Source organism: Rossellomorea sp. H136 (genome assembly GCF_056838065.1).
The window spans coordinates 1171341-1190922 of record NZ_CM166371.1 but is presented as its reverse complement, the minus strand read 5'-3'; the positions used below and the strand labels follow the sequence as shown (position 1 = coordinate 1190922).

The window sequence follows — 19582 nt, the reverse complement described above, 5'->3', positions numbered from 1 at the left end:
AAATGATATTGTACATTTTCAGAAGATTAATAGAAATCATCCCCGTCATATTCGGTGTGACCCTGGTTGTCTTTCTCATCATGCAGATGGTTCCCGGAGACCCCGCTATCATACTTGCAGGGGAAGGGGCCTCGAAAGAAGCGATCAACCAACTACGGACAGAGCTCGGCTTAAACCGCCCCTTGTATGTTCAATATGGAGAATACATCATGAATGTCTTCCAGGGTGACCTTGGACAATCTTTGAAGAGTCAACAGCCTGTCATCCAGGAAATCATGACCCGCTTACCGATCACGATTGAACTTGCCTTTTACAGTATTCTCATTACGATTGTCCTTGGAATGACAGCAGGAATCATTTCCGCAGTCAGACCATACTCAGCTACAGATATTTCAGTGATGATCGTCGCTTTATTAGGAATTTCCCTGCCAAGTTTCTTTCTAGGTCTATTATCCATCTATTTATTTTCTGTAAAACTTCAGCTTTTACCTGTAGCAGGATGGGACAGCATGCTGCACATCATTCTACCAGCCTTTACGCTTGGGGTCGGAGGAGCAGCCATCGTAGCACGAATGACCCGTTCCAGCATGCTTGAGGTCGTGAGGCAGGATTACATCCGGACTGCTCAGGCAAAGGGTTTGAAAAGCTTTGCCATTATCTATAAGCATGCACTTCGCAATGCTTTGATTCCAGTCATAACAGTGGTCGGCCTTCAGTTTGGGGCACTGCTCGGAGGGACGGTATTAATCGAATCCGTCTTTGCCATCAATGGACTCGGCCGAATGATCGTTGACTCGATTCGTACCCGGGACCTCCCGATGGTTCAGGGCGGGGTACTGGTCGCATCCCTGGTCTTCGTGATCGTCAATCTATTCGTAGACGTTTTATACCGATTCTTTAACAAACGAATTGAACTTAACTAGGAGTGGTTGTAATGAGAAAAAATGTGGTCTTGGAAGTAAAAAACTTAAAAACCCATTTCACTTCGAAAAAAGGAGTGACGAAAGCCGTGGATGGAATCGATTTTGTCCTTCACGAAGGAGAGACGCTTGGGATCGTAGGAGAATCGGGATGTGGAAAAAGCATGACATCCCTTTCGATTCTTCGTCTTGTCCCCTCCCCTCCTGGCAAGATAGTGGACGGAACCATTGAATTGAAAGGGAAGGACATCCTTAAAATGTCCGAATCCGAGCTTAGAAAAGTGCGCGGAAACCAAATTTCCATGATATTCCAAGAACCTATGACGTCATTGAATCCTGTCATACCGGTAGGGGAGCAAATTGCAGAAGCTGTTCGCATCCATCAAAAGCTCGGGAAAAAGGATGCATGGAAGAAAGCGGTCGAAATGCTCGAATTAGTAGGAATTCCTTCCCCTGAACAAAGGGCGAAACAAGAGCCTTTCCAGCTGAGTGGCGGAATGAGGCAACGTGTCATGATCGCCATGGCCCTTGCCTGCAACCCGGAGGTCCTGATTGCGGATGAACCGACCACTGCATTGGATGTGACGATCCAGGCACAAATCCTCGAGCTGATGAAGGATCTTCAGAGAAAGTTAAATATGGGAATCATATTCATCACGCACGATTTAGGAGTGGTAGCCGAGTTATGTGACAAAGTAGCGGTTATGTATGCCGGACAGGTGGTGGAATATAGTTCGACGGAACAATTATTCTCAAACCCGAAACATCCCTACACAAATGGGCTGATGTCTTCATTACCGAAATTGTATGAAGACCAGGCAGAGCTGGAAACGATGCCAGGCAGTGTCCCTTCCCCCTATAACATGCCAAAGGGATGCCGATTTTCTCCCCGCTGTGCATTGGCGACTGCACGATGTCACGAGGAAGAACCACAGCTCCATTCCTTGAACGATGGCAGTCAAATCAGATGTTTTTTATATAATGCCGAGAAAGAGGTGCAGATGACATGACCGCTGTGATGACAGAGAAAAAACCTATTTTAGAAGTAAAAGACTTGAAGCAGTACTTCCCTATCAAAAGAGAGTCATTGTTCCAGCCGAAACAAGTGGTGAAAGCCGTGGATGATATCACCTTCACGCTGTACGAAGGGGAAACCCTCAGTATTGTAGGAGAGTCCGGCTGCGGTAAATCGACAACCGGCCGTGCCATCCTTCAGCTGGATAAACCAACGGAGGGCAGTATCCAATACAATGGAATCGAATTGAACAGTCTATCCAAAAAGGAATTAAGAAATATGAGGGGCGATATCCAGGTCATTTTCCAGGATCCGTTTGCCTCCTTGAATCCTAGACAAACCGTCCGAAAGATCCTGAAAGAAGCCATGACCATACAAAAAGTTCTGCCTCCTTTCAAACACGAAGATCGTATGAAGGAATTATTGGACTATGTGGGCCTTCCGATTACGTCACTGGACCGTCTTCCACACGAGTTCAGCGGCGGTCAGCGACAAAGGATCGGAATCGCACGGGCGTTGGCTGTCAATCCCAAAGTAATCATTTGTGATGAAGCCGTATCGGCACTCGATGTATCCATTCAGGCACAAATCTTGAACCTGTTAAAGAAACTTCAGAAGGAATTGAAATTAACGTACCTCTTCATTTCCCATGATTTAAGCGTTGTACGACATATATCAGATCGGGTGATCGTGATGTATCTGGGGAAGGTTGTCGAGATCGGGACAAAGCATGAGCTGTTTGACAACCCTACCCACCCTTATACCAAAGCCCTGCTTTCAGCCATCCCCGTACCTGATTTTTCTCAGAAAAGAGAAAGAATCCTTTTAAAAGGGGATGTACCTTCCCCATTGAATCCGCCATCCGGTTGTAAGTTTCACACCCGCTGCCCTCTGGCAAACGATTTGTGTAAAGCAGAACTGCCTCCAATGACCGGCCATGGGGAACATTTTACAAGGTGCCATTATGTCTAAAGATATTTTCAGAATCTTAGTTTTCTTATAAGATAGAAAGTATGACTCATCACTTTTAGGAGTTCTTCACATGATTACACAAGAATCCTTTTCATTTTATATCATGCTGTCCGTATTAGCCCCTATCATTGGGGCTTTTAGCTTATTATTTCTCTTTCTATTTGAAAAGCGTTTGGATCAACTGGAGAAAGAAAAGAACGAACTTCTTCTGGAACAGGAATTGCAGGAAGCTAAATACAACCAACTGAACCAGCAGATCCAGCCCCACTTTTTTTTCAATACACTTAATGTCATCCTGAGCCTGGCACGTCTGAATCGCAAGGAAGAACTGGTTTCTTCCATCGAGGTTCTTTCCAAATACTTCAAGTTCAAATACAATCAGACTGACCCTTTGATCACCATGGAGGAGGAGATTCAATACACTCAATATTATCTAGACATTCAAAGGCTGAGATTCAGAGATCGGCTCGATGTAGTGTGGAACGTGGAAGAGAGCTGCAAGGCTTCACTAGTCCCCCCATACCTCCTGCAGACCCTTGTTGAAAACGCCTTTAAGCATGGCCTGGAAAAGCATCCCGGACAAGGCAAGCTGATCATCATCCTGAATGAGCAAAGAAACAAAGTGTACTTAGAAGTCTGGAACAGCTCATCAACTGCTTTGAACGCGCTTGATTCTCAAAAGGAAGACCGTGGTATTGGATTGCACAATATCCAGAAGCGATTACAGATGCTCTTTCCAAAGGAAGAAATCCTTATTCAGCTGAATGAAGAAGCCAAAGGAACGAGCGTCCGGATCTTTTGGCCTCATATGACCAGAGAAGACACCATTACTTGATTAAGGAGGAAGCATAATGCATATTTTGCTCGTTGACGATGAGCCCCTTGAACTGGAGCAGCTCAACTACATGATTCACGAAAAATATCCTTACTGGACGATTCATACAGCCGCGGATGCGTCACAGGCTTTAAAGATCCTGACGGAACATCCGATTCGCCTTACGCTGCTCGATATTCAACTGCCTGGTAAATCAGGGATCGAACTCGGGGTTGAAATGAAGAAATATGACCAAATCGACATCATTATGGTCACAGCCTACCAATCATTCGATTATGCACAGGCCTCCCTGCGACTCGGGGCAAAGGATTATTTAACGAAACCGATTATTGAAGAAGAATTATTTCAAGTTCTCGACCAATATAAATACGCTTCAATCCAATCCCATATCGTGCAGGAAGCGTTAACGATCATCCATGAACAATACAGCGATAAGCTCTCCCTTTCATCATTGGCGAGCCAGATCCATATTAATGGTACGTATCTGAGCAGGAAGTTTCATGAAGAAATGGGGATCAGCTTTTCTGAATACCTAAATGATTTCAGAGTCCAGGCCGCACAGAGATTACTTCGGCAGAACACCGAAAAGTCCATCTCTTCTATCTCTGAAGAGTGCGGATTCAGCAGTCAGCACTATTTCAGCTCATTATTTAAGAAGCAAACAGGATACACTCCAAGGGAATACCGGATAAGAGAGAAGGTTTAACTGAATGAAGCCACGAAATTACCGTGAGTATATACAAGGTACCATCACGTTTGGAGTGGCGTATGGAGTCGTTTCGCTCCTAGCGAGATGGGTGACCGGCAATACGATTTTGTCTTCTCCTGAAACACTCGTTAAATATGGACTGCTAGGCGGAATTGGTTATGCCATGATGGGAGCCATCTCTCTCTTTCTATTCGGGTGCATCACCCCCTATATCAGGGAACGATTCCCAAACTCCTTGACTCTCGGAGATGTATTGAAAGAAAGGCTCCGTGGCCGGTCATACTGGTTCGTCATGTGGGTATTGCTCCTGACAAGCCTTGACTCCCTGCTCATACAAGCACTGGGGGCAGGTGTGCTATTCCACTTTCTATTAAAAACACCGATTTATGTAGGGTTACTCGTATTTTTTTTATATTGCTTCTTGTTGTCCATAGGAGGCATGAAGCAAATCCATCGATTTGAAGGGATTCATATCTCGTTTATTTTCGCAGCCATCATCCTGATTCCCGTTTATTTTTTTATCCAAAAAGGTATTTTTCCTGTATACGATGGATTACTCCTGTACCATCCCTATTTATTATTTCTGAAACATAATGAAATCACCTTGTTCATTCTTACCGCATTTCTGATTGGATTCGGACAAGTATTGATCGACCGGGCGAGTTGGCAGCGAATCTATATCATTGAAAAATCCAAGGTCCGAACATCCTTTATGATGGCCGGAATCATATGGGCAACCATCCCGCTTGCCTTCACTGCAATTGTACTGATTGCGGTTTATGGGCAGGGCTTTGAAAACATTTACTCCATATTGAGTCAGCTGGTGGAGAAAATCGACTCATTGTTCCTGCTTCTATTATTTATCGGCTGCTGTTTCAGCGCCATTGCATCAACCGTGGGGGCCGAGCTCCATGCCACATCGATCATGGTCATCCGAAATATGCTGAAACATACGTACGATTGGAGTGAAGACCAGCAATTGAAAAAGACCTATTTGGTCTCCGGTATGCTTTCCCTTTCACTCTTTCTCATCAGCTCGCTCCTGTCTCCGAATCTGATGGAGCTCATCTTCTTTTTTGCCCAGGTGTATGCATCCATCATCCCGACCATGCTGGTGGTCATCTTTTATAAAAGAATGATTCCGATGCTCGTCCCTTATTGTTCGTTGATAGGTTTAGGGACCGGGTTGCTGTCTCTCCTAAACTACAATTCAATTCAATCGACCTGGATCAGCTTTTTCGTGTCGAGTGGGTTGGTGGTGATATTGCTAGTAGTTTATGAGATTCGGATTCACAGAAAATGAAATCAAACCAGTAATGATTCTAGTAAAGGAGTCGTCAAATAGGCGACTCCTTGTCTTTATGGACTAAGGCATCCACTTATCACCGGCTGGTATCATGTTATCTATAAGCCCATCGTGATAGAATGAAAGAAGGATGAAACTAGTTAGAAAGATACAAAAACCATTAAGGAGGAAAGATAAGAATGACAGAATCAAAGGAATGGAAACATGGTGCTCGCGGGCATTCATTCATTACTTCGTTTAGCGGAGGAAAAGATAGTGTTTTAGCTCTATACAAAGCATCGAAGGATGGAGATGCGCTCGGGCTGATTGTGATGCTGGAGGAAGAAGGAAAGCGGTCCAGATCCCACGGAATGCCTCCGGAGCTTATCCGTGCACAAGCTGAATCGATCGGTTTGCGCGTATTCACTGCAGCCGCCAGTTGGACAGAATATGAAAAAGTCTTCATGACCCTTTTAGAAAAAGCAAAGGAACAAGGGGCAGAAGTGTTAGTAACGGGAGACCTCGATATGCCTGAACACGGCTGCTGGCATGAAAAAGTGGCGAAGAACGCAAGGCTGAAGCTTGGGATGCCTTTATGGGGAATGAACCACCGTGAAGCTGTCGAAGAGTTCATCGATCTGGGATTTGTATCCATCGTTGTAACGGTTAATTTATCCCTGGGCATGCGCCCTGAAGATTTAGGGCGCACATTAACTCATGAATACATAAAGGAACTTGAAGCCCGAGGGATCGATCCTTGCGGAGAAGGTGGAGAGTTCCATACCACAGTAGTGGATGGACCGATTTTCAAACATCCTGTTCCCGTTTTAAAACGTGAGATTTTGAATGACGGAGATTATGCTTTTTTGCCTTTGGAGCTGGATCGCGTTAGAACAAACCTGCATGAAGATTGAATCAAGACAAAGCTGAAGATCAGATGATTGATCTTCAGCTTTTAGCTCTTATAAATTAAATTTGCACTCCCGATTCCAACACCAGATGTTCTTTGAGTGTTTGCTGTAATGTCCCCTTTGTCTCGATTTGACCGTCAAATGCGACTCCTGTATCAACTATTTTTCTGACAAGCTCTACCCGCAGTCCTGTAAGGATGGCTTTGCATCCCATCATATTAATTCCATTTAAGATCTTACCAAATTGAAAAATGACATCCAATTCCATTTCAGCAATACCCGATAAGTCTATAATAAGGGTTTGAATTTTCATAGAACTGATTCCCATCAACACTTTTTCTTCCAGTGTATGAACCCGATAGGTATCTATACTTCCGATTAAAGGCAATACTGCAATCGAGCTATTGATTGGAATGATAGGTACCGATAGATTTTCCACCAGCTTTTTCTGCGACAATATCAGTTCATCTTTGTAATTAGAATAACTGATAAAGAAATTATTCAGGAACTGATCAACGCTGTCATTAATTCTTTTTTCCAAATCAAAGAATTTCTTTCGTGGAGATTCATTATCCTCATTCTTATTATCATATTGATAAAGGAAATACCATAATGTTCTTCTAATTGCATGTACCCATTCCAGTTTGAATGCAAGCGTGAGAGAATGTTGCGCCCATGCAATACCCTCTACTTTTGCAAATTCAACCAGCTCTTCTTCTCTGTTTTCAACGATGTAGTGAGCTAAAACTTCTGCATTCTTTAATAGATCGATGTTTCCTTTTTCTAGAATATCATTGATTTTGCTACCAACGTTTACAGCTTCAGATAAGAGTTTTTGCTTAAAATCCCCTCTGTTAGCCGTAAGAAAATCCGCTATATCTACCTTATAATTAAATTCATTGCTCATAATTACACGCTCCTTTTTTATTCCTGATATATTCCTTATTCGTGTCTATGAATAAAAATCCTTCAAAAACAAGGGTTTAAAATGAAAATTGAATATTTTATACCTATGTTATTCATGTGCGCCCTTTCTTGAATGAAACAAGAATCTTTTTAGCTTGTATTGTCAAACATAAAAAGATTAGAAATAGAACACTTTCATGGTGTTTGATTGAATGGAGTTTTTATATTATGAAAGTCATATATCTTACTACTGAACTTATCATTGGATTTTTCCTTCTTTTTATAATCGTTAAGTTTGTCGGAAAGAAAATCATTAATCAAATAACCCCCTTCACTTTTATTGCCGCTATTGTATTGGGAGAATTACTTGGTAACGCATTATACGACCATGAAATCGGTGTCTTTTATATTATATACTCAATGGCATTATGGGGCGGTTTACTTTTCGTGGTCGAATATCTTGGACAAAAGTATTTAGCGTTTCGTGGCATTTTTGAAGGAAAACCGTCTGCCCTTATTAAAAATGGAATAGTTGATCGAGAAGAATTGAAAAAAAACCGAATGAATATCAATCAGCTGCAAAGCCTACTTCGGCAAAGCGAAACCTTTTCTATCCGGGAGGTTGCTTTTTGTTATTTAGAATCGAACGGCTCCATCAGCATATTAAAAAAAACAAAGTATCAAAAAACTACTCAAGAAGATTTTAATATGCCTATAAAATCTGTTTATGTTCCGGTTACTTTAATTCGAGATGGGGAAGTTTTATGGAATGAACTAATTGATTTAGGATTAAATGAAGCTTGGTTAAAAAAACAACTCAAGTCACAAGGTATTTCTGATTATAAAGATATATTTGTAGCCGAATGGCTAGAAGATGACGGATTATTTATACAAACTTTTTAATCGGTCCCTTTCCTCATAAGGCGTCACCTGTTAGCAAAGAACCTCATAATAAACTCATCCTCCCAAAATAAATGTCAACAAAACAAAAAAAACAGTAAAGATATCTTAATTTTATATGTCTGAAAATTCTTATAATTAAATAAATACGGAGGGGAGGATGATTAGATGAAGACGAAGGTAAATTATTTCAGAAGCAGGTTTTTCATGATTGTAATAATGGTACTGATGGTAGCGATTAGCGGTTGCTCCACCAATATGGGGGCAAGTTCAGGTGACCAGGCTGATGGACAGGCTTCCAAGAAGGAGAATAGCCTGGTCATTGCCCGTCTATCCGATGTAGAGAATCTCGATCATCATTTTATGTCAACCATCAATGCGGCAAGTGTTACCCACGGTAAAATTTACGAGGGGCTTGTCGGTAGAGATAAAAATGCCAAAATCAAGCCGTTACTTGCTAAGGAATGGGAGCAGTTGGATGATACAACGTGGGAGTTCAAGCTAAGAGAAGATGTCTCGTTTCATGATGGGTCACCATTTAATGCCGAGGCTGTGAAGAAAACGTTCGATCGATTAACTGACCCAAAAGTGGCTTCGCCTCGAGCCGTTGTATTCAAAATGGTCAAGGAAGTAAAAGTAGTCGATGATCATACCGTTCAATTTCTTTTATCTGAGCCTTTTTCACCTTTATTATCCATCCTGGCGAGTCATGAAGGCGGAATCATCAGTCCCAAAACCATCGAAAATTATGGGAAAGACATTATCCAAGAGCCGGTCGGCACAGGTCCATTTGTGTTCAAGTCCTGGGAAACGGGAAAAGAGATCGTGTTTCATAGAAACGACAAGTATTGGGGAGATAAACCAACTATAAGTGAAGTCGTTTTCAAAGTAGTACCTGAAGAGACCACTAGAATTTCCATGCTTGAAACGGGTGAAGCCCACATTGCGGAACCTCTGTCTGTAACAATGATGGATTCTGTAAAGGCATCGAATAACGTGGAAGTATACCGAAGTGAAGGCTTTGGTACTGAGTATGTAGGGTTTAACGTACAGGAGGAGCCCTTCAATGATGTTCGCGTACGGAAAGCCATTTCCCATGCGGTTGAAATGGATTCCATCATGAAAGGTGTATTTAATAATATAGGAAAAAAAGCGAACTCCTTATTAGGATCTAAAGTGTTTGGCTATCATCCGGATATGAAAGCATATGAATATAATTTAAACGAAGCCAAGAGGTTACTGGCCGAAGCAGGGTATCCTGATGGATTTAAAACCACATTGCTTACAATGGACAGTAAAGAAAGAATCAGTTTGGCTGAAGTCATGCAATCCCAGCTAAAAGGAATTGGAATCGACTTAGAAATACAGATTCAGGAGTATGGAACCTTTGTAGAGCAAGCCACAAGTGGAAATTCGGAAATGTTTATCATCAGTTGGAGAAATGCTACTGGAGATGCGGATTATAATCAATACAACCTCTTCCATAGTAATTCCCATGGACCTGCCGGAAATACATTTTTCTATAGTAATGATGAGGTCGATCAACTGATTGAAAAGGCACGTTCTGAAATGGATCATGAGAAAAGATTGGAGCTCTATGCGAAGTCTCAGGAGCTGGAAATGGAAGACGCGGTTTATATCCCGGTTCGTGTGATTGAAAACATGGCAGCGATTCGAAACAATGTAAAAGATTTTGCTATCAGTCCTGCCGGTTATTTGGAAATCAATGATATAAGCATACAATAATATTTTTAACGAAATGATTCAGTAAGACTAAAAATGAGAAGTTGCGTAACTTCTCATTTTTTATTGCTATTTACTTATTCTTTCTTTCCTGCGCCTTAATAGCCACCTCTTCGAGTCCATTTTGTGCAAATTCCACATCTGACTTCGGCATCGCTTTATTATTTTTAAGGTCCTTATTCTTCTGCTTAGACATTCTTTCACCACCCTTTACGATTTGTTTATATAGTGCACATGGATGCCAGCAAATATGATGGCATTCGTTTTTTTATATCCTGCTGATGAATATAAATAAGCCGATCCCAATTGGAATCGACTTATTATATAGATCTCTATGTAGATTTAAAAAACCCCATTCTCATTCGGGGAATCTTCCGGAATGGCTTGACCTACATCCCACAATTCAACAATTCTGTCATCCTGGAACCGGAAGATGTGGATCACAACAGCTCCAAGGTCTTCTGGATGTTGTCTCACATAGGAGTGAACGGCAACGCTCTCTCCCTCTTCGATCGCGCGTTTGACCTCAAATACCTTATTCGGATTCTTTTCTGCATTCTCTTCCATCGCTACCATGAGTGATTCTGCATCCCCGCGAAAATAAGGATTGTGGTGGTGAAAGTCAGGTCCAACGTGACGCTCGAATGCTTCCCGGACTTTCCCCGATGCGACTAGTTGTAGAAACGAGACTGCTTTCTCTTTGTTCAAGTGTGTATCATTCATTTGCTGTCTTTCTTTCAATTCAATCATCCTTTCAATATCCAGAGTCATACTCACGGTTTCAAAGTTTATCGTAAAATGTTCCATTAAAAAATAATGTGATGTCACCTATTGTGCCAATACAAAAAAGACGAAATAGTAACTTGCATTTGTCACTTCTTTGTTGAAAAGCTCTTTAAATGCTTGGATAAAAAGTTGTTCAAATTTAAACCAACTTAGAATCCAAGCTATGATCAGAAAGCTAACAATGGTCAAGCTTTATATACCTCCAATCCGTCCTCTACTTTCAAGCGGAACAAGGTGCCTATCCCTTCACCTACTTTTCCTGAATAACCTCCATAGTTTTACGATTTGATTGATTGAATAGTTAAATGGTTTTCAACCATAATGATAATGCAGCGAGCATTCATTTTTCAATAAAAGAAATAAATGTATGAGTGGAAAGGAGAACTCGATGAAGAAAAGGTTTAGGGTGGGAGAAGTATCCAAGCTATTCTCCATCCCACAGTCAACATTAAGGTATTACGATGAGATAGGATTATTTAAACCAAAATATACAGATAAGGAGAATCAGTATCGATATTATACAGCTGATCAGTTTGTACATCTTGAGACCATCATTTTTTTACGAAAAATCGGATTACATATTAGAGATATTCAATGTCATATGGAAGTGAGAACGCCAGAAAACACATATGAGCTATTACAAAAAAAATTAACCAAAGTACAGCAAGAAATGTATACATTAGAAATGACAGCTCGGAAAATAAACCATAAATTAAGTACTTTGGAAAATGGAATGGGGTTATTTGAGCACCAAGTTGTCACCTACAAGACGTATCCTAAAAGACCGGTTTCATTTTTATATCATGACGAGCCGATTGATTTAAACATTGACTTTGAAGAAATCTATGTTGAAGGGATGAATCAAGAAAAATCAAGTTCTTTGAACCAGGGAGTATTCACCGGTGACATTGGGGCTGCTGTCGATCCCAATAGCCTTCATCATGATGGACCAATCTTATATAAAAGTCTATTTAAACTATTGTGGAACAGGAACCTGACTGAGGAAGATGCTTATTTACCAGAAGGGCTATATGCTTGTTATCCTCATAAAGGACCATATGAAGATGTCGCAAAAAGCTATTCATTGTTGTTGAATGAACTCAATATCTCTGGTTATAAAATGATTGGCGCACCGATTGAAATCGGGATTATTGATGAGTCTGTTGTAAAAGATCAACAACATTTCGTTACAGAAATAGAAATTCCTGTTCAGAAGAAAAAAACAGTTTGACCTTCAAGTTACTTGAAGGTTTAAACTCTCTCTTGTAGGAAACGACAGGAGGGATACTGATGTCAGCGAACATCCAAGGTAAATTAATGAATCAATCAGTTAAAAACGTCTTCTTCCACTATTTGATCCCGTCTTTAATCGGTCTTATGCTCATGTCGATCAATATTGTTGTAGACGGAATCTTCGTAGGAAATGCATTAGGATCTATTGCATTGGCAAGTATCAATATAGCCGTTCCGGTATTTTCCATTATTATTTCTATTTCCCTTTGGATTGGAATAGGTGGCGGAGCTCTATATTCTATGTCACTTGGGGAAAACAACGTCCAAAAGGCAAGAAGAATATTCACATTTTCAATGGCGATGGTCACGCTTATCGTATTGATTATCGGAGGATATGGTTACGTTAACTTAGAGCAATTATCAATTTTATTAGGTGCTAACCAGGATACCAAGGTATTTGTCATGGAGTACCTTGGCGTACTACTACTTTTTGGAGTGTTTATGGCACTGGAAAATGCACTAAGTATTTTCATTCGAAATGATGGTAATCCTCAACTGGCCATGATTAGTTTAGTGGTATCAGCTGTCATAAATATAGTATTAAACTACGTCATGATTTTCACTCTGGAATTAGGTGTCAAAGGTGCCGCTTTAGCTACCGTCCTTTCTGGAGTGGTTGGATTACTTGTGCTACTTACTCATTTTTTGAAAAAAGACATTACATTAACGTTTGTACGTTTGAAATGGTCTAATCTTTCTTTATTAAGGATCCTTTCAATTGGTTTTCCAAGTTTCCTTGCTGAAATGGGAACATTGATATTTGTCATAGGCTATAATTTGATGATGGAAAGACTTGCCGGTACGAATGGAGTAGCTGCCTTTTCTGTTGTTAACTATTTACACGCCTTTATGTTTCTCGCCTTTTTCGGTATCAGTTCAGCGATTCAGCCTATGATCAGCTACTACTATGGAGCCGATCAACAAGACCGTATAAAGGATACGGTTAAAATAGCAGAGAAATCAGCAATCTTATTAGGAGCTGTATTTTTCATTATTGGATTCATGGGAGCTCCTCTTCTTGTTTCATTATTTGGTGTTACGACAGGTGAAATTAAATCTCTTGCAATCCAAGGAATTCAGCTGTTTTTCACAGGATATTTATTCATGGGCATCAATTTCATCTATATGACATATTATCAATCTATCGGACATATTAGACCATCGATTATGATCATTGTCATGCGTGGATTTATCCTTCTGCTTGCTGCCCTCTGGATATTACCTCAATGGTTTGGCGTAATTGGCATTTGGGTTGCACTGCCGGCATCAGAATTAGTCGTCGCTTTGGTCATAATTGCTTTCACACGAAAAACCATTTTCCAGAGCAAATTTAATGCGAGGGAGAAAGTTTTTATATCGTAATGGATTGTAATAGAACTTTATAAGAAAGTTTTCAGGGGCTTTTTCATTAATAAGCCCCTGGAATAACGATCAACCTCATTGGTCATTTAATAAAACATAGAAGATAAGCATGACCTTACCTTACCCGCTTTGCGATGGAATGATCTTCTTTAAATTGTATTAAATCCCACAAATTACCATACAAGTCCTTAAATACCGCAACTGTCCCATATTCTTGCTCTTTCGGATCTCTTACAAATTCAACTCCTTTAGAGGACATTTCGATATAGTCCCTCCAAAAATCATCCGTACCTAAAAAGAGAAACACTCTTCCGCCTGCTTGATTTCCTATAAAAGGCTCCTGCTCCATCTTAGATGCCTTAGCAAGTAAAAGTGTGGTCCCTGAGGAACCTGGTGGCGACACAACGACCCACCGCTTATCTTGTTCGGGTTGATATGTATCTTCAACTAAAGTAAAGTGAAGTTTCTTCGTATAAAATTCTATAGCTTCATCATAGTCTTTCACAACTAGGGCTATATGAACTACAGATTGTATCATTTTCCTACCTCCTGTCTCCTATTCACTTCAATACCATACTTCCGTTTTCCTTCTTCTATTATCCACTTCACAAAGTCGAGAAAAGAGAGAGACGAATGGATCAAATGATAAAAAAGCATTGACCCAAATTGGTCAATGCTTTTCTCGGCTTATCGGGTATTAAATGCATTCAACATCCAAATATGCTGTTCCAGGGATGTTTTAATTCCGATAAATAAATCAGCTGTAGGTTGATCCTGAGAATCTTCTGCTGCTTCAATGATTTTCTTGGAATCCTTTACGATTTGTTCAAAATCGTTCACTAAGGCGTCGACCATTTCAATGGACGATTCTTTTCCATTGGATTCTTCAATGGTAGCCGTTTCAAGGTACTCTTTTAATGTAGCGATTGGCTTCCCTTTAATCGTTAGAATTCTTTCTGCCACTTCATCAATATAATTCCCTGCTTCGTTGTAGTACTCTTCAAATTTCTCATGTAATGTGAAGAATTCCGGACCCGTTACATACCAATGATAATTGTGTAGTTTTGTGTAAAGGACGTTCCAGTTTGCAAGTTGTTTGTTAAGTGCCACGACTAATTGTTGATTCATGTATGTTCTCTCCTTTTGTATTGTGATAAATGTATTATATCCTTATTTAGAATAATTATCAATTAATAAGTGTTATCGCAAACGGATAACATCCTTATTTTTACCACTGATTTTATTTAAATACGTTTTTCTCAAAAATAAAACCAACAGGAGCGCGACTCTTTCATGAGTCCATCACTCCTGTTGGTTTTATAGATCTTTTTGTTCAATATTGAGTTCAATCAGATTACCATCTGGATCAGCACAGAAAATTTGGGCAAATCCACTTTTTGAGTTAGGTTTTTCAAGGATTTCAACCTCGTTCTTTTTTAACCATTTAAGAGTGTCATGGTAGTTTTCCACTCTTAGGGCAAAATGACCTTCCCGGCTGGATAAGCGTTTATCCTGACGGATGGTCTGCGACGAGGGGTCGACGATCAAGTGGAGCTGCTGCCCCTCTATTTCATACCAGGCACCAGGAAAATCAAAATCAGGGCGCGTGATCTCGTTTAAACATAACATTTTCCCATAGAAATCTTTCGCTTTTTCCAGATCTGTCACCGTAAGACTTACGTGATGGAGACAAGTATACTTAATCAAAATCCTCACTTCTTTCTTTTTTTGTATGGGACTGGCCTGCTTACACCGTCATCTTCCAACTGGACAACGCCAGCCACTTCTCTTTCTCCTTATAATCCGGCACGATCTTCCCGACGAGCCGCCAGAAAGACCGGTCGTGATTGAGGTGAACCATATGGCACATTTCATGGATGACCACGTAGTCGATGACATCCTGCGGGGCCATGGAAAGCTTCCAGTTGAATGTCAGCTGCCTTCTCCCATCACAGGTTCCCCAGGTCGTTTGGCTGTCTGTGATGCGGATGGAACGGGGCTTGGTTTTAAAGTGACGTTGATGGACCGCAATGCTTTTCTCTACCAACGCTTTGCACTGCTTGTAATAAAAACGCTTCAAAGCCAGCTGGATACGTTCCTCCTCTAGCTCTTTTACTTGGATGTGCAGCGTCTTTCCGTCAAATAGGACATGATCCTTTGTGATCTCCTGATTGTGAAGAACCTGTATGGGGAAAGAGTTCCCCAAATACAAGAAAGGTTCCCCATGATCATAGACCTTCTCCTGCGGTCCATTCAGACGATCCTTCATTTCCTTCGATTTCTGCAGGATCACATCCCACTTATCCTCCAGCAGCCGGATCACCGATTCATCCGGGGTCCCTTTAGGTGCATGGACCTCAATATGTCCGTAGCCATCCAGATAGATGCCGATCGTACTACGGTTCTTATATATAATCTCAAATTGTATGGTCACACCAGAATAAGTATGGTTCATCTTTTATTCCCTGTATCGGATGGCCAATCCTTTTAAGAAATTCCTCGCATAACGGTCACCGCACACTCTGTAATTATTGTGGCCTTCCCTTCGCAGAATCGCTCCTAATTCGCCTTTTGTGATCACCACTCCAGCCAGATCCAAGATCTCTATCATATCCTCACTTGTGAAAGAGAGGGCGATCTTTACCTTCTTTAAAAGAAGATTATTGACATGCTCATACGTCAATACCGGTCGATCCGGCTGTCCCGGTTTTGGTCCTCTTTTAAACGTAATGAATCCGTTTAAAAAAGACTCGTACATTTCATCATCGCATGGGATATGGTCTTCATCCTCAAGCATATCTTCATCCAAGTCTTCACTATCTTTTGATTTGGTGAGCACCTTCAGCACTTCTTCCTTTGAGAGCTCAATGCCTCCAAGCTTAAAGATCTCTACCATTTCTGTATTTTTGATATCGAGTGCATACCGTAATCGGATTAATATATCGTTATTATTTAGGTTCATTTGTCAACCTCCTGAGATTTTCCTAACACTAAAACAATAGCTTACCACTATAAGGACTTGTTTTATAGTATGACCTGGATGAAAAAGAACCTTACCTGATGACAGATAAGCTTCTTCTCTACTTGCCTGTCTTCATCCGGATTAGTGAACCGATTCAGCCATCCCTTGCCCCTTAACAAATTTAGCAAAGACAAAGCGAATGAACGGCCCCATGATGACAAGCTGCAGAGGAAGAGCAAAGATGAAATTTTTAGAAACAATCGGAATGTAGTTTTCAACTAATGTACTCTCTCCCAGGCCTTCAAAAAAATACGTCATTCCCAGTCCAAATAGCGACATCATACAAACCATCCCCACCACCATAAAAAGGGAAGTGAACAGGATCACATACAAACTCTTGGATTTGTCGAATGGCAAAGAGAACACCATCTTATGCGCCACCGGTCCGACAATAAATAATTCCAATAGTAAAGCTACGATAAAGCCCAGGATCAGTTGAGCAAGGATTCCTGTCAAAGGTATAGTGCCAAGCATCTTATTGATCACTAAATTATAAAATGTCATGACCACCACCATCCCTACGCACATCATCATTCCAAAATAAAGATTTTCCTTCTTCGTTGTTGGCAATTTCCATCATCCCTTCTTTTGAACACCTAGTCATTATAGCGATTGAGGGATAGGCTGCATAAGTGAACATTTCGTGAACGTTTTGATGACCGAGGGAGAGTATAATCCTTCATATAAAAGAGGAAATATATTAGGGTAGAATGAGCGATTTACATGCTATATAATGGAATCCAGGAGGTGATATCAATGGAAAAGCAAATGATAGAAATTTTATTAGATCTACAAAAAGATTTTAAAGAGTTTCGGGGTGAGCTAAAGGAGACTATATTGGATGTTAGAAACATCAGTAACGATTTGAAAGAGACTCAAGCAGACGTAAGAAACATCAAAGAAACGGTAAAAAGAATTGAAGCATCACAAACAGAAGATGTCATTGCTTTGCTGAAAATGACCAAACAGAACTCGGAATCTGAATTTCTCTATTTGAATAAAAGACTAACAGAAATCGATAAGCGTGTATTCAATCTTGAAAATCGGGTTGAACGTTAATGTTCTTTGTAACGATGCGGAAGCGATCAAGAACCCATCAATCATCCTTACCCCATCTATCTATCAACATGACCCCTCCTGCTATATCTACATTTTTTCTATTCATGTTTTAATAAGTCAATCTCTACTTTAAAATATTCCTTTACTATTGCTCCAGTCTGTAATGCTTCACCTTCACAGTTTAATCCTGTTATACTTTACCTTACCTACCATAAAACTGAAATGAGTGATGTCATGATAACCTCGTATGAGAAAATAAATCTCTCTGGAAACAAACTGGCTGAAGTTTATCTCCATAAAACACCGGACAAACGATTTATCGTATCGATACCTACAATCCATTGGTCTGCAGAATTTAATCAAAAGGATGACATTAGCATTCAAAATACAAAACTTCAATCCTCACTTAATTTTCATATGTTCCAAGGTGATACAGACGAATTGGTCACAGCTATCGAAAAGTTGGTTCAAAGCCATTCTTAGATACAAGACACAAAACAGCAAACGGTTTATTTGCTGTTTCTTCATGCTTATCAAGAAAGGTCCGTCCCTCAATGCTTTAGTGCGTTGAGGGACGGACCTTCTTTTTAATTAGGAATAAGTGGAAATCTCAGAGTGACTGTTGTACCAGCTCCCGGATCGCTGTCAAACTGTATGCTCCCGTTGTATTTCTCCACAATGTTGAAGCAAATCATGAGACCCAGGCCGGTTCCTTTACTTTTTAAGGAGTAGAACGGAGTCCCCAGATTCTTCACTTCCTCCTGACTCATTCCACGTCCGTTGTCTATAATTTGAATGCAGACATGGCCTTTTACTTTGGCAGCTATTACCTTAACGGACCCGCTATGCGGGGAGGCTTCGATGGCATTTTTAATTAGATTGATGAATAGTTGCTTAAATTCAATAGAATTGGCCGCTACATGACACTCCATTTCCACGTTGAGATCAATGCCGTTATCATTTAACAGACCGTACATGTTGAGGAGTTCCGTTACATCTTGCAAAATCAGCTCAACATCGACGTTGTCCACCTTCTCCCCTTCATCAGGCTTTGAAACGGACAGGAACTGGGAAATGACATGCTCCGCCGTATCGAGTTCATTCATCATCAGGGCAAAACTCTGCTTCTGGCTTTGACTGAATGCGGGATCTTCCACATGAAATTGAAGAAATCCATTCACGACGGTCAAGGGATTCCGGATTTCATGGGCGACAGCCGCCGCCAGCTGCCCCGTTGTCCTCATCCGCTCCGCCTGCTGCACCTGTTCATAATACAAACGTTGCTTCTGTATTCGAAGGTTTGTTAAATGGAAGATAAAATACAGGAGGATCTGACTGGCCAAAAAGTTCACAACATTCCCTACCAAGTCTATAAAGATGTAAGGATAGTCCTGCCCTTTATCCACGAACCCGATATAACCGAATGTAAACGCAATGAACGCAAAATTGATTAAAAGTGAAAAATAAAAAAGCCTCTTGTCAAAAAAGAGAATTGAAAAAGCAGGAATAAAACAGAGCAAAACAAACTCCGACCAAGTTTCTGGATACAAGTAAAATAACGCGTAAAAATAACCGGTCGACGAAATGACCGTCACATACTTCATCCACGCATTCTCATACCATGGATAAACCAATAGACAGATAGAGATGACCACGATCATCACTCCATGCACGGCAAATCGTGAATTCACTGGATTATCCACCAGCAAACCTGCCAACATCAGTACGATGATGAACGAAACAATCATATAATAGTATTTTTTATGTAATCGACCATGAAATTCCTTCATTAGAAATACTCCCACTAGAAAACTCTATTTCTGTCAATCTATGACAGGACATAGTAACTATCTTACAAAAATCA

23 protein-coding genes are annotated in these 19582 nt (G+C 40.7%); 13 read left to right on the top strand and 10 right to left on the bottom strand.

The window, feature by feature from the left end; all coding sequences use genetic code 11:
* The first annotated feature begins 2 nt into the window (after nucleotides 1–2).
* From ACYH0O_RS06020 to ACYH0O_RS05990, 7 genes are all read left to right on the top strand, one after another.
* Nucleotides 3–923 (top strand): ABC transporter permease, encoded by a 921-nt coding sequence (locus ACYH0O_RS06020; protein WP_113970311.1) that lies wholly within the window; start codon nucleotides 3–5, stop codon nucleotides 921–923.
* 11 nt (nucleotides 924–934) lie between these two features.
* Nucleotides 935–1930 (top strand): ABC transporter ATP-binding protein, encoded by a 996-nt coding sequence (locus ACYH0O_RS06015; protein ID WP_482631599.1) that lies wholly within the window; start codon nucleotides 935–937, stop codon nucleotides 1928–1930.
* Nucleotides 1927–2907 (top strand): ABC transporter ATP-binding protein, encoded by a 981-nt coding sequence (locus ACYH0O_RS06010; protein WP_482631598.1) that lies wholly within the window; start codon nucleotides 1927–1929, stop codon nucleotides 2905–2907. Before ACYH0O_RS06015 ends, ACYH0O_RS06010 begins: the two co-directional genes overlap by 4 nt.
* Nucleotides 2908–2977: 70 nt before the next feature.
* A complete protein-coding gene (locus ACYH0O_RS06005; RefSeq protein ID WP_482631597.1) occupies nucleotides 2978–3742 on the top strand; it encodes a sensor histidine kinase in 765 nt (254 codons plus the stop codon).
* A 16-nt stretch (nucleotides 3743–3758) separates the two neighbouring features.
* On the top strand, nucleotides 3759–4448 hold the full coding sequence (locus ACYH0O_RS06000) for a response regulator transcription factor (RefSeq protein ID WP_482631596.1): 690 nt from the start codon (nucleotides 3759–3761) through the stop codon (nucleotides 4446–4448).
* Nucleotides 4449–4452: 4 nt separating this feature from the next.
* Complete coding sequence (locus ACYH0O_RS05995) at nucleotides 4453–5754, top strand: hypothetical protein (RefSeq protein ID WP_482631595.1); 1302 nt, start codon at nucleotides 4453–4455, stop codon at nucleotides 5752–5754.
* 182 nt (nucleotides 5755–5936) lie between these two features.
* On the top strand, nucleotides 5937–6650 hold the full coding sequence (locus ACYH0O_RS05990) for a Dph6-related ATP pyrophosphatase (RefSeq protein ID WP_482631594.1): 714 nt from the start codon (nucleotides 5937–5939) through the stop codon (nucleotides 6648–6650).
* Nucleotides 6651–6705: 55 nt separating this feature from the next.
* Here ACYH0O_RS05990 and ACYH0O_RS05985 read toward each other — a convergent pair whose 3' ends face one another.
* Nucleotides 6706–7554, bottom strand: a complete 849-nt coding sequence (locus ACYH0O_RS05985) for an STAS domain-containing protein (protein WP_482631593.1) — start codon at nucleotides 7552–7554, stop codon at nucleotides 6706–6708.
* Nucleotides 7555–7781: 227 nt separating this feature from the next.
* Here ACYH0O_RS05985 and ACYH0O_RS05980 point away from each other — a divergent pair, with 227 nt between their 5' ends.
* A complete protein-coding gene (locus tag ACYH0O_RS05980) occupies nucleotides 7782–8456 on the top strand; it encodes a DUF421 domain-containing protein (protein WP_482631592.1) in 675 nt (224 codons plus the stop codon).
* Nucleotides 8457–8621: 165 nt separating this feature from the next.
* On the top strand, nucleotides 8622–10199 hold the full coding sequence (locus tag ACYH0O_RS05975; RefSeq protein ID WP_482631591.1) for a glutathione ABC transporter substrate-binding protein: 1578 nt from the start codon (nucleotides 8622–8624) through the stop codon (nucleotides 10197–10199).
* 70 nt (nucleotides 10200–10269) lie between these two features.
* On the opposite strand, the gene ACYH0O_RS05970 is transcribed toward ACYH0O_RS05975, so the two are convergent.
* Together ACYH0O_RS05970 and ACYH0O_RS05965 are read right to left on the bottom strand one after the other, a co-directional pair.
* The gene (locus tag ACYH0O_RS05970; RefSeq protein ID WP_482631590.1) at nucleotides 10270–10392 is read right to left on the bottom strand and encodes a hypothetical protein; all 123 of its coding nucleotides are present in this window, start codon (nucleotides 10390–10392) and stop codon (nucleotides 10270–10272) included.
* 146 nt (nucleotides 10393–10538) lie between these two features.
* On the bottom strand, nucleotides 10539–10946 hold the full coding sequence (locus ACYH0O_RS05965; RefSeq protein WP_482631589.1) for a nuclear transport factor 2 family protein: 408 nt from the start codon (nucleotides 10944–10946) through the stop codon (nucleotides 10539–10541).
* Between the two features lie 424 nt (nucleotides 10947–11370).
* On the opposite strand from ACYH0O_RS05965, the gene ACYH0O_RS05960 reads away from it, so the two are divergent.
* Complete coding sequence (locus tag ACYH0O_RS05960) at nucleotides 11371–12213, top strand: MerR family transcriptional regulator (protein WP_482631588.1); 843 nt, start codon at nucleotides 11371–11373, stop codon at nucleotides 12211–12213.
* Between the two features lie 59 nt (nucleotides 12214–12272).
* Complete coding sequence (locus tag ACYH0O_RS05955; protein WP_482631587.1) at nucleotides 12273–13637, top strand: MATE family efflux transporter; 1365 nt, start codon at nucleotides 12273–12275, stop codon at nucleotides 13635–13637.
* A gap of 115 nt (nucleotides 13638–13752) precedes the next feature.
* Here ACYH0O_RS05955 and ACYH0O_RS05950 read toward each other — a convergent pair whose 3' ends face one another.
* The 6 genes from ACYH0O_RS05950 to ACYH0O_RS05925 all read right to left on the bottom strand — a co-directional run bounded on the left by ACYH0O_RS05950 (nucleotide 13753) and on the right by ACYH0O_RS05925 (nucleotide 17229).
* Complete coding sequence (locus ACYH0O_RS05950) at nucleotides 13753–14175, bottom strand: VOC family protein (RefSeq protein WP_149157314.1); 423 nt, start codon at nucleotides 14173–14175, stop codon at nucleotides 13753–13755.
* Between the two features lie 149 nt (nucleotides 14176–14324).
* The gene (locus tag ACYH0O_RS05945) at nucleotides 14325–14765 is read right to left on the bottom strand and encodes a Dps family protein (RefSeq protein ID WP_482631586.1); all 441 of its coding nucleotides are present in this window, start codon (nucleotides 14763–14765) and stop codon (nucleotides 14325–14327) included.
* Nucleotides 14766–14954: 189 nt separating this feature from the next.
* Nucleotides 14955–15344 (bottom strand): VOC family protein, encoded by a 390-nt coding sequence (locus ACYH0O_RS05940; protein WP_482631585.1) that lies wholly within the window; start codon nucleotides 15342–15344, stop codon nucleotides 14955–14957.
* 40 nt (nucleotides 15345–15384) lie between these two features.
* The gene (locus ACYH0O_RS05935; protein ID WP_482631584.1) at nucleotides 15385–16092 is read right to left on the bottom strand and encodes a M48 family metallopeptidase; all 708 of its coding nucleotides are present in this window, start codon (nucleotides 16090–16092) and stop codon (nucleotides 15385–15387) included.
* A gap of 3 nt (nucleotides 16093–16095) precedes the next feature.
* A complete protein-coding gene (locus tag ACYH0O_RS05930) occupies nucleotides 16096–16599 on the bottom strand; it encodes a YehS family protein (RefSeq protein ID WP_482631583.1) in 504 nt (167 codons plus the stop codon).
* 141 nt (nucleotides 16600–16740) lie between these two features.
* Complete coding sequence (locus ACYH0O_RS05925; protein ID WP_482631582.1) at nucleotides 16741–17229, bottom strand: DUF2798 domain-containing protein; 489 nt, start codon at nucleotides 17227–17229, stop codon at nucleotides 16741–16743.
* Between the two features lie 186 nt (nucleotides 17230–17415).
* Between ACYH0O_RS05925 and ACYH0O_RS05920 the strand changes: the two genes are divergently transcribed.
* Both ACYH0O_RS05920 and ACYH0O_RS05915 read left to right on the top strand, forming a co-directional pair.
* Nucleotides 17416–17718 (top strand): hypothetical protein, encoded by a 303-nt coding sequence (locus ACYH0O_RS05920; protein ID WP_482631581.1) that lies wholly within the window; start codon nucleotides 17416–17418, stop codon nucleotides 17716–17718.
* A 234-nt stretch (nucleotides 17719–17952) separates the two neighbouring features.
* A complete protein-coding gene (locus tag ACYH0O_RS05915) occupies nucleotides 17953–18201 on the top strand; it encodes a YueH family protein (protein ID WP_149157413.1) in 249 nt (82 codons plus the stop codon).
* Nucleotides 18202–18305: 104 nt separating this feature from the next.
* Here the strand turns inward: ACYH0O_RS05915 and ACYH0O_RS05910 are convergent, their stop codons facing one another.
* On the bottom strand, nucleotides 18306–19508 hold the full coding sequence (locus ACYH0O_RS05910) for an ATP-binding protein (protein WP_482631580.1): 1203 nt from the start codon (nucleotides 19506–19508) through the stop codon (nucleotides 18306–18308).
* Nucleotides 19509–19582: the final 74 nt, after the last annotated feature.

Excerpts from the sequence above, each read along its gene's own strand:
- ACYH0O_RS05955 (WP_482631587.1), top strand. The coding sequence starts at position 12,273 with ATGTCAGCGAACATCCAAGGTAAATTAATGAATCAATCAGTTAAAAAC.
- ACYH0O_RS05950 (WP_149157314.1), bottom strand. The coding sequence starts at position 14,175 with ATGATACAATCTGTAGTTCATATAGCCCTAGTTGTGAAAGACTATGAT.
- ACYH0O_RS05920 (WP_482631581.1), top strand. The coding sequence starts at position 17,416 with ATGGAAAAGCAAATGATAGAAATTTTATTAGATCTACAAAAAGATTTT.
- ACYH0O_RS05965 (WP_482631589.1), bottom strand. The coding sequence starts at position 10,946 with ATGATTGAATTGAAAGAAAGACAGCAAATGAATGATACACACTTGAAC.
- ACYH0O_RS05970 (WP_482631590.1), bottom strand. The coding sequence starts at position 10,392 with ATGTCTAAGCAGAAGAATAAGGACCTTAAAAATAATAAAGCGATGCCG.
- ACYH0O_RS05930 (WP_482631583.1), bottom strand. The coding sequence starts at position 16,599 with ATGAACCTAAATAATAACGATATATTAATCCGATTACGGTATGCACTC.
- ACYH0O_RS05935 (WP_482631584.1), bottom strand. The coding sequence starts at position 16,092 with ATGAACCATACTTATTCTGGTGTGACCATACAATTTGAGATTATATAT.
- ACYH0O_RS06005 (WP_482631597.1), top strand. The coding sequence starts at position 2,978 with ATGATTACACAAGAATCCTTTTCATTTTATATCATGCTGTCCGTATTA.
- ACYH0O_RS05915 (WP_149157413.1), top strand. The coding sequence starts at position 17,953 with ATGATAACCTCGTATGAGAAAATAAATCTCTCTGGAAACAAACTGGCT.
- ACYH0O_RS05960 (WP_482631588.1), top strand. The coding sequence starts at position 11,371 with ATGAAGAAAAGGTTTAGGGTGGGAGAAGTATCCAAGCTATTCTCCATC.
- ACYH0O_RS05910 (WP_482631580.1), bottom strand. The coding sequence starts at position 19,508 with ATGAAGGAATTTCATGGTCGATTACATAAAAAATACTATTATATGATT.
- ACYH0O_RS06015 (WP_482631599.1), top strand. The coding sequence starts at position 935 with ATGAGAAAAAATGTGGTCTTGGAAGTAAAAAACTTAAAAACCCATTTC.
- ACYH0O_RS05990 (WP_482631594.1), top strand. The coding sequence starts at position 5,937 with ATGACAGAATCAAAGGAATGGAAACATGGTGCTCGCGGGCATTCATTC.
- ACYH0O_RS05985 (WP_482631593.1), bottom strand. The coding sequence starts at position 7,554 with ATGAGCAATGAATTTAATTATAAGGTAGATATAGCGGATTTTCTTACG.
- ACYH0O_RS05975 (WP_482631591.1), top strand. The coding sequence starts at position 8,622 with ATGAAGACGAAGGTAAATTATTTCAGAAGCAGGTTTTTCATGATTGTA.
- ACYH0O_RS05995 (WP_482631595.1), top strand. The coding sequence starts at position 4,453 with ATGAAGCCACGAAATTACCGTGAGTATATACAAGGTACCATCACGTTT.
- ACYH0O_RS06020 (WP_113970311.1), top strand. The coding sequence starts at position 3 with ATGATATTGTACATTTTCAGAAGATTAATAGAAATCATCCCCGTCATA.
- ACYH0O_RS05945 (WP_482631586.1), bottom strand. The coding sequence starts at position 14,765 with ATGAATCAACAATTAGTCGTGGCACTTAACAAACAACTTGCAAACTGG.
- ACYH0O_RS06000 (WP_482631596.1), top strand. The coding sequence starts at position 3,759 with ATGCATATTTTGCTCGTTGACGATGAGCCCCTTGAACTGGAGCAGCTC.
- ACYH0O_RS05980 (WP_482631592.1), top strand. The coding sequence starts at position 7,782 with ATGAAAGTCATATATCTTACTACTGAACTTATCATTGGATTTTTCCTT.
- ACYH0O_RS06010 (WP_482631598.1), top strand. The coding sequence starts at position 1,927 with ATGACCGCTGTGATGACAGAGAAAAAACCTATTTTAGAAGTAAAAGAC.